6 protein-coding genes are annotated in these 7,037 nt (G+C 61.4%); 1 reads left to right on the top strand and 5 read right to left on the bottom strand.

Features of this window, described 5'->3' with window-relative positions; translation table 11 throughout:
• Positions 1–150: 150 nt before the first annotated feature.
• From I8N66_RS32970 to I8N66_RS32960, 3 genes are all read right to left on the bottom strand, one after another.
• Complete coding sequence (locus I8N66_RS32970; protein WP_291163386.1) at positions 151–1,029, bottom strand: sulfotransferase; 879 nt, start codon at positions 1,027–1,029, stop codon at positions 151–153.
• Positions 1,030–1,091: 62 nt separating this feature from the next.
• Positions 1,092–2,396 (bottom strand): HlyD family type I secretion periplasmic adaptor subunit, encoded by a 1,305-nt coding sequence (locus I8N66_RS32965; RefSeq protein ID WP_291163383.1) that lies wholly within the window; start codon positions 2,394–2,396, stop codon positions 1,092–1,094.
• Between the two features lie 29 nt (positions 2,397–2,425).
• A complete protein-coding gene (locus I8N66_RS32960; protein WP_365888260.1) occupies positions 2,426–4,660 on the bottom strand; it encodes a type I secretion system permease/ATPase in 2,235 nt (744 codons plus the stop codon).
• A 166-nt stretch (positions 4,661–4,826) separates the two neighbouring features.
• Here I8N66_RS32960 and I8N66_RS32955 point away from each other — a divergent pair, with 166 nt between their 5' ends.
• A complete protein-coding gene (locus I8N66_RS32955) occupies positions 4,827–5,159 on the top strand; it encodes a hypothetical protein (protein WP_291163380.1) in 333 nt (110 codons plus the stop codon).
• Here the strand turns inward: I8N66_RS32955 and I8N66_RS32950 are convergent.
• Both I8N66_RS32950 and I8N66_RS32945 read right to left on the bottom strand, forming a co-directional pair.
• Positions 5,099–6,451, bottom strand: a complete 1,353-nt coding sequence (locus I8N66_RS32950; protein WP_291163377.1) for a polysaccharide biosynthesis/export family protein — start codon at positions 6,449–6,451, stop codon at positions 5,099–5,101. The genes I8N66_RS32955 and I8N66_RS32950 overlap by 61 nt on opposite strands.
• Positions 6,452–6,499: 48 nt before the next feature.
• The coding region (locus tag I8N66_RS32945) for a sugar transferase (protein WP_291163374.1) at positions 6,500–7,037 on the bottom strand (538 nt) is incomplete at its 5' end.

Raw genomic sequence — 7,037 nt, 5'->3', positions numbered from 1 at the left:
CGACGGCCTCCGCCACCGCGAGCGCCCCCATGGACAGACCCGTCCAGAACATGCCCACAACACTACGCTTTGCCAGACCCTGTCGGATGTTACTCACGCCTTGCACTCCTCGGGCGAACGAGCTTCACACACTGCTCTTGCGGCGCTTCCTCATTGAAGGGGAGGCGGGACTTCGTAGCCGTACACGCGCATTTCCTCCTCGACCTCCGGAAGGATCGCCCTGAGTTCTTCGCGACCGAAGCGAAGCCATTTCTCCTGGCGGGTGGGGTCGACCATCTCCTTGGCGGCACGAAGGATATCGTCACTGCAGACGAGGCCGCAGTGGGCGTAGATGCGGCGCAAGGTCGTCTCTGTGTCTTGCATCAGGTCCTCGTAGCGACAAGTGAGCACCCGGCCTTCTCCAAGCTTGGAAAGATCCTCCCGGGCCCGGCGGTTGCACTGCGCCCATTGGCGCGCAATCACTGTCAGCTTATCGTGTTCCTTCAGATCCTGATCGATCCCCTCGTACTTCGGGCCGTAGACCGGCGCGTATTTCCTGCGCAGTATCTTCTTGACGAACATTTGGCGGATGAGCGTGCCGGCATAGTAGTGAAGCTGTGTCAGCGGCGTGGTCGAAAGTGTTCTTTTCATCCCCTTCAGCGTCTTCGTTCTCTGCCATTTCAGTTCCATGGAACTGATGTAGGAGAACGGATTTCTCGAGATGAAAAGGAAAGTCGCCTCCGGAAAAATCTCGTGCACATAGGACGTGCGAAGGACATTCGACGGGGTATTTTCCATGATCTGGCGGCCGCCGTTCTTCACCTGGAACTCCAGGAAGCGGCCGCGAATGTAGCGGATGACCTTTTCCGTCGCATCACGCTCGGTGAACACGTCGTGCTGCCTACCGGGATCTGCGTAGAGCCAGAGCGTCCGCGGTTCGTACCAGGTCACCACGTCGGGATGCAGGCCGATCAATTTCTGGGTGATCGTCGTTCCTGAGCGATAGTTGCCAATCAGGAATATCGGCGGTCTGAGCTTGGTCGCGATCACAGCAATCCTCCTTCACTGGAGAAACCGGATTGGCGGCAGCGTTGATGCCGCCCGCTTTGCGCCTATTGGTCACGGAAGGCGCGCATCATCTGGTCTGACAGGGGTTTCATCAGATAGGACATCATCGTTCGGTCTCCGATCGTGATGAACGCCTCGGCCGGCATGCCGGGAAGGAGCGCCAGGGAACCCGTATGTTCCGTCCCATCGAGCTTCGGGGTGATCCGCGCGACATAGTAGCTCTCATTCGTGCGTTGATCGTGCGTCACGTCGGCCGCGACCATCGACACGACCCCTTGGAACTCCGGTGTGATGCGCTGGTTGAAGGCGGTGAACCGCAGCATGGCGCTTTGGCCGACCATGACCTGGTCTATGTCTTGCGGTGCGACCTTTGCCTCGATCGCCAGGGCATCGTGATCCGGAATGATCATCATGATCGGCTCGCCGGCACCAATGACGCCGCCGATGGTGTGAACCGTCGATTGGTGGATGGAACCGCTTGCGGGCGCCCGGATATCGATGCGCAACAATTGATCCGCAGCGGTCACCTGGCGTTCCTCGAATTCGGCGATCTTGGCGTCGACGTCGCGCAATTCGCTGCCGGTCGAGCTTGAAAACTCCTTATCCAGCTGCAGGATCTGGAGCTGCACTTCTGCGATCGCGCCTCGCGCCTGTGCGGTACTGGCGATCAGCTGTGCTCGCTCACCCTCGATCCGTGTCGCGTCGCGTTCATAGGCCGTCAGCTTGGATAGCGGCGTGAGCTTCCGTTCGACAAGATCGCGAATGCCCTCGAGTTCTTCGCCGATCAGTTCGATTTCCTTGGCCTTGGCCTTTCCCTGGGCCAGATAGCCTTCGATCTGCTTCTGGAGTTGCTCGATGCGTTCGCGTAACCGCGCCTTGTTGCCGGACCGCTCGAGGCGGCGAATTTCGAACAGCCGCCGCTCGCTCGTGACCAGCGCGGCAACCTCCGCCTCATTCATCCGTGCCGCCAGCGTCGGGGCTATCGTCAACCGGTCGTCGCCGTCACGCTCAGCCTCAAGGCGTGATTTTCGCGCATAGAGTTCATCGAGGCTTTTGGTCACGAAGGCCAGGTTGGCGCGCGGCACGACATCGCTGAGCTGTACGAGAAGATCACCGGCTTCGACATGCGCACCGTCGCGCACCAGGATCCTGCTGACAATGCCTCCGGTCGGGTGCTGAACCTTCTTGCCATTGGACGCGACGACGACGACGCCGTGAGCGATGATCGCGCCGGAGATCTCCATGGTCGCGGCAACGCCGCCGACCACGCCGAAAAGCAGGGCGATGACCGTCACTCCGCCTAGGAGGTTGCGGCGAATGGAGCGTCGGTGGGGGTGTGTTGCGTTCATCGGATTATCGACGATTGTCTTGACCGTTTTCAATTCGGCAGTTTGGGCAGGGCGGCGACGCGTTTCAGTACATCGCTGTTGGCCGGCTGCAACGGGGAGAGTTTGGAGAGTACCCGTTCGCGCGGACCCAACGTCTGCATCTGACCTTCCTTCATTTCCAGCACCAGATCGACGGCGGCGAGGATGTTCGGGCGATGCGTGACGATGACGACAATGCCGCCGCGCGCCTTGATCCGCTTTATGGCTTCGCCAAGGGCACTTTCGCCATCGGCGTCAAGGTTGGAGTTCGGCTCGTCGAGCACGATCAGAAATGGATCGCGATAGAGGGCACGGGCCAGCGCAATGCGCTGACGTTGCCCTGCCGAAAGTGCGGTGCCGCCCTCGCCAATCTGGGTCTCGTAACCATTGGGCAGACTGACGATCAGGTCGTGAACGCCCGCAGCGCGGGCGGCGGCGACAACGGCCCCGGCGTCTGCTGCCGGCTCAAAGCGCGCGATGTTGGTCTGAACCGTTCCTGCGAAAAGCTCCACGTCCTGCGGCAAGTACCCGATGTGACGCCCGAGATGGTCCTGCGGCCATTGATCGAGTGCTGCCCCGTCGAGTTTGATGCGGCCAATCGTCGGCCGCCAGGCGCCGACAAGGGCGCGCACAAAGGTTGACTTGCCCGAGCCGCTGGCGCCGATCACGCCAAGCCCGACACCGGCATTCAGTTCGAACTCGATGCCCTGGACGATCAGACGTTGGGTTCCCGGCGCACTGACGGCGACCCGATCGACGGTGAGGCTGGAACGCGGTGCTGGCAGCGCCATCGGCCCCGTTTCGTCAGGCAGCCGTGAAAGCAACTGGTTCAGCCGGCGCCAGCTCTGGCGGGCGGAGATGAAATTGCGCCAATGGGCGATCGCAAGATCCACCGGCGCGAGTGCTCGTCCCGCGAGGATCGAACCGGCGATGATGACACCGGCCGTAGCCTCACCATGGATCACCAGCCAGGCCCCGATGCCGAGCATTGCCGATTGCAGCATCAGCCGCAACGCCCTGGAAAGGCTGCCGAGGCCGCCAACGACATCGCTGACCCGCTGCTGCTGAGCGATGTGTTCGCGGCTCGTTTCCTGCCATTGCTCGTGAAGCCGGCGACGCATGCCCATGGCCGCCAGAACCTCCGCATTGCGGCGGCTGGCTTCCGCCAGGTTGTTGCGTCGGATGCCCGAAGAGGTCGCCTGACTTGCCGGTTTGCGCGTCAGCATCTCGGTCGTGATCGTCAGCGCCACCAACACGATCGCGCCGCCGATCGCGGTCAGCCCGAGGATCGGATGGAAGCCCCAGATGATCGCGATGTAGAAGGGGAGCCACGGGAGTTCGAAGAGTGCGTTCGGGCCGGGGCTCGCGAGAAAAGTGCGGATGCTGTCGAGATCCCGCTGCGGTTGCAATCCCTCGCCCTGTTGCCCGACGAGAAGTGGCAGACGCGCGATGGCCGAGAAGACCCGGCCTGAGACCGTTTCATCCAGCTCAGCGCCGATCCGCGTCATGATGCGGCCGCGCAGAAGATCGATCACCGCCTGCCCAAGGAAAAGGACGGCTGCGAGGATCGACAGTCCGATGAGCGTCGGTACGCTCCTGCTCGGCAGAACGCGGTCGTACACCTGCAGCATGAAGATCGCGCCGTTCAGCATGAGGATGTTGCTGACGCCGCTGAAAATCGCGACACCTGTCAGTGCGCCGCGGCAGGAACGCAAGGCGCCTGAAAGCTCCGTGCCCGGCGAGAGCCGTTGACTGGCCGAAAGGGCGGTTGTCGACGTGTTGGCGGCAGCGGCTGTGCGTCTGCGCAGCCGCGGAATGATGACCAACAGGAGGCCCAGGATCGCGATTGCCAGCCAAAGCGGCTGGCTATCCAAATCGGCGCCTGTCAACCTCGTCAGGTCATCCCTGACGGTTGTGGCGCTTGTGCTGATGCTCTCTACCCAGGTCGGCCATGGGGCGACAGTCAACTCGAACCTTCCCGTCTTCCATGCGCTGTTGGCAGGCAGGAACTCGAACGCAAATCGGCCAAGCGCGAGCACGAAGAGGAGAGCGCCGATGACCTGCCATGGGGTGACTGCGCGGCGGGGACGGCGGGATCGGGGCCGCGGCCCACGCAGGAGCAGCCGCTGTTTCTTCGGCGCGGCCTTGCGGCGCGGCGCAGCGCGCATGTGACCTCCCACCAGCACAAAGACCGCACCGGAGAGGAAGGTGAGAATGCCGGCAATACTGTGGCCGCTGAAAACCATACCTAGTGCGTCCTGTCCGGCAAAAAAGCCGGAAAGAAACGCCCGGCCATCCGAAACTTGTAAGACTGTTGCACGACTGTCATTGTTTTCGCCGATGGTTGCTGCGATATTTACACGTGACTCCAACTGTAGCGTCTGACGAAGAGCTCAGCATGAGGGGTATCAGGTGTTTGAGTTCGCGACCCTTCTGACGATTGGTTTCCTTGGGGGATGCTTCGGGCGAGTCGCCTGGATCTTCCTGTCATCCATCGTCGTATTGTTGATCACACCCATTTATCTGGTCCTGCAGCGGGGCATCGACGGTGTTTTCGCCGTGGTCTTTCTGACCCTGCTTGCCATCATGACGGTGCAGTTGGGCTCTGTGACCGGCTTGCTCGTGCTGCGGTCGCGACGCAAGCGCGGGTCTCCCCGCGACACGGTCGACGGCCTCTCATCGCGTCAAAAGGCCTTCTTTTCGATGTCCGCCGCCGGGTCCGGGCGGGATTCCCCCGACGAATAGAAACCCTTGCTCGCCACGACCGAAACTTCGATGACGTCGCCTGCATTGACGTCGGTGTCCTCGTTCGCAGCGACTTCCTGGCCCGTCTTCTGCCCGCGCCGGAAGATCAGGATCTTTACGGAACCCTGCAGTTCCTCGATCGTCCGGTGTTCGCCATATTCAAAGACGAAGAGCAGTTTGTCCGACAGGTATCGCAGCTGGCTTGCCAGCTTCGCCAGCTGGACCTGTGTTTCCTGCGTATCCGAAATCAGCTGGAATTCGTGATCCTGGTGCTTCTTGCGCAGTTCGCTCTCCATGTTGAGCAGATCCTGCTGCAGTCGCGTCTGCTGCATTTCGAACTGGGCAAGGTCGAGCCGGTAGTTGTTCTGGGCGCGCTCCAGCGCCATGACGTTCGTATTGGTGATCAGACCTTTCTGGCGCAGGACCCGCACACCCTCCAACTCTTCGAGCTGGCTCTTCACGGTTTGCTGCCGTTCGTCCTTGGCGCCGGCGAGCGTCTCGGCTTCCTTCTTCAGGCGCGCAAGCGAGGCTTCAAGGTAGGATATGTCGTCCCGGAACGCGGTCAGCCGAGCCGTCAGCTGCGCCTTCTCGGTTGCTATGATCTCGTCGATCAGGCCCTGGCCAAGTTCGACCGGAGGATCGGTCGGGACTGCAAAGTTGTCGACCAGCTTGCTCTCTGCGTTGAGCCGGGCAAGGCGTACCTTCAGGCGGTACTCTTCGATCATCAGGTTTGCCCGCTCGCTGCGCAGGTCCGCGATCTGCAGCGCCGGCACGGTTTCACCGGCGGTCGTCGGACGGAAGCCGCCGGCGAGCGCCAAGGCGTGTCGGATGGTTATGCCCGGTTGGAACGGATAGGAGCCAGGATGGGCAACGGCGCCGGAAATAAAGAACGGACGGTATTGACCGATCTCAACCTTGACATAGGGATCGAGGATCAATTTCCGTTGCTGGTAGGCGTTGCGGATATTCTGGGAGAGGGCGGCGGTCGTCAGGCCACGGGCGCGAACGTCGCCAAGAAGCGGAAGCGCTATCGAACCGCGATCGTCGACCACCACCTCCAAAGGATAGGCCGCCTCGCCGAAGACCAGCACGCGCACGACATCGCCGGTGTCGAGCGCATATCCTTCGGCGCGGGCGAGATTGGCGCCGAGCAGGGCAACCACCACCGCGAGAATTCGCAGCAGAAGACGACCGCAATCAACCTTGCGGACAGGGCTATGAATGCCCCCAAAGCCGCTATACCGGCGTCCGAACTGAGATGAGACATAGCTTGGATCGATATACGGTTTCATTGCCTTCTCCTTCGTCAGCGCTTGGGACGTGACGATACTCACGACACTTCAGAATGCGTTGCTGTGCACCAGGACGCGTAGGGTCCTGAAGAGGATTTTCACATCCAGCCAGAGCGACCAGGTATGGATATATTCAAGGTCGGCAGCGACCCGGTCTTCGATGTCGCATCTCTTTTCGGTCGGACCCCGGTAGCCGCGTATCTGGGCAAGGCCCGTCAGGCCTGGCTTCATCGAGTGACGATGCCAGTAGTCCGGCACCACTTCCCAATAGAGCGCACCCTCTGCCGAGGCACCGAGCGCGTGTGGCCGCGGACCGACGAGGCTCATCTGCCCCATGAAAACGTTCCAAAGCTGGGGAAGCTCGTCGAGGCTTGTATGGCGCAGAAAATGCCCGAGCCGCGTTATGCGGGGGTCGTTCCGCTCGGTGAGATGGTTGCCGGCGGCGTCCGTCAGGTCGACACGCATGGTTCGGAACTTGATGCAGTTGAAGTACCTGTTGTTGGTGCCAATCCGTTTCTGCACAAAGAATGCAGGGCCGGGGGAATCCGCACGGACGAGCGCCATGAGAACGGCGACGAGAGGCAAG

Source organism: Ensifer sp. SSB1, assembly GCF_016652895.1.
GTDB lineage: Bacteria > Pseudomonadota > Alphaproteobacteria > Rhizobiales > Rhizobiaceae > Ensifer.
Note: the sequence above shows the minus strand (reverse complement) of the source record. Positions and strands in the feature narration are given on the sequence as shown.

Coding starts and splice junctions, on each gene's coding strand:
- I8N66_RS32965 (WP_291163383.1), bottom strand. CDS start 2,396: ATGAACGCAACACACCCCCACCGACGCTCCATTCGCCGCAACCTCCTA.
- I8N66_RS32960 (WP_365888260.1), bottom strand. CDS start 4,660: ATGGTTTTCAGCGGCCACAGTATTGCCGGCATTCTCACCTTCCTCTCC.
- I8N66_RS32950 (WP_291163377.1), bottom strand. CDS start 6,451: ATGAAACCGTATATCGATCCAAGCTATGTCTCATCTCAGTTCGGACGC.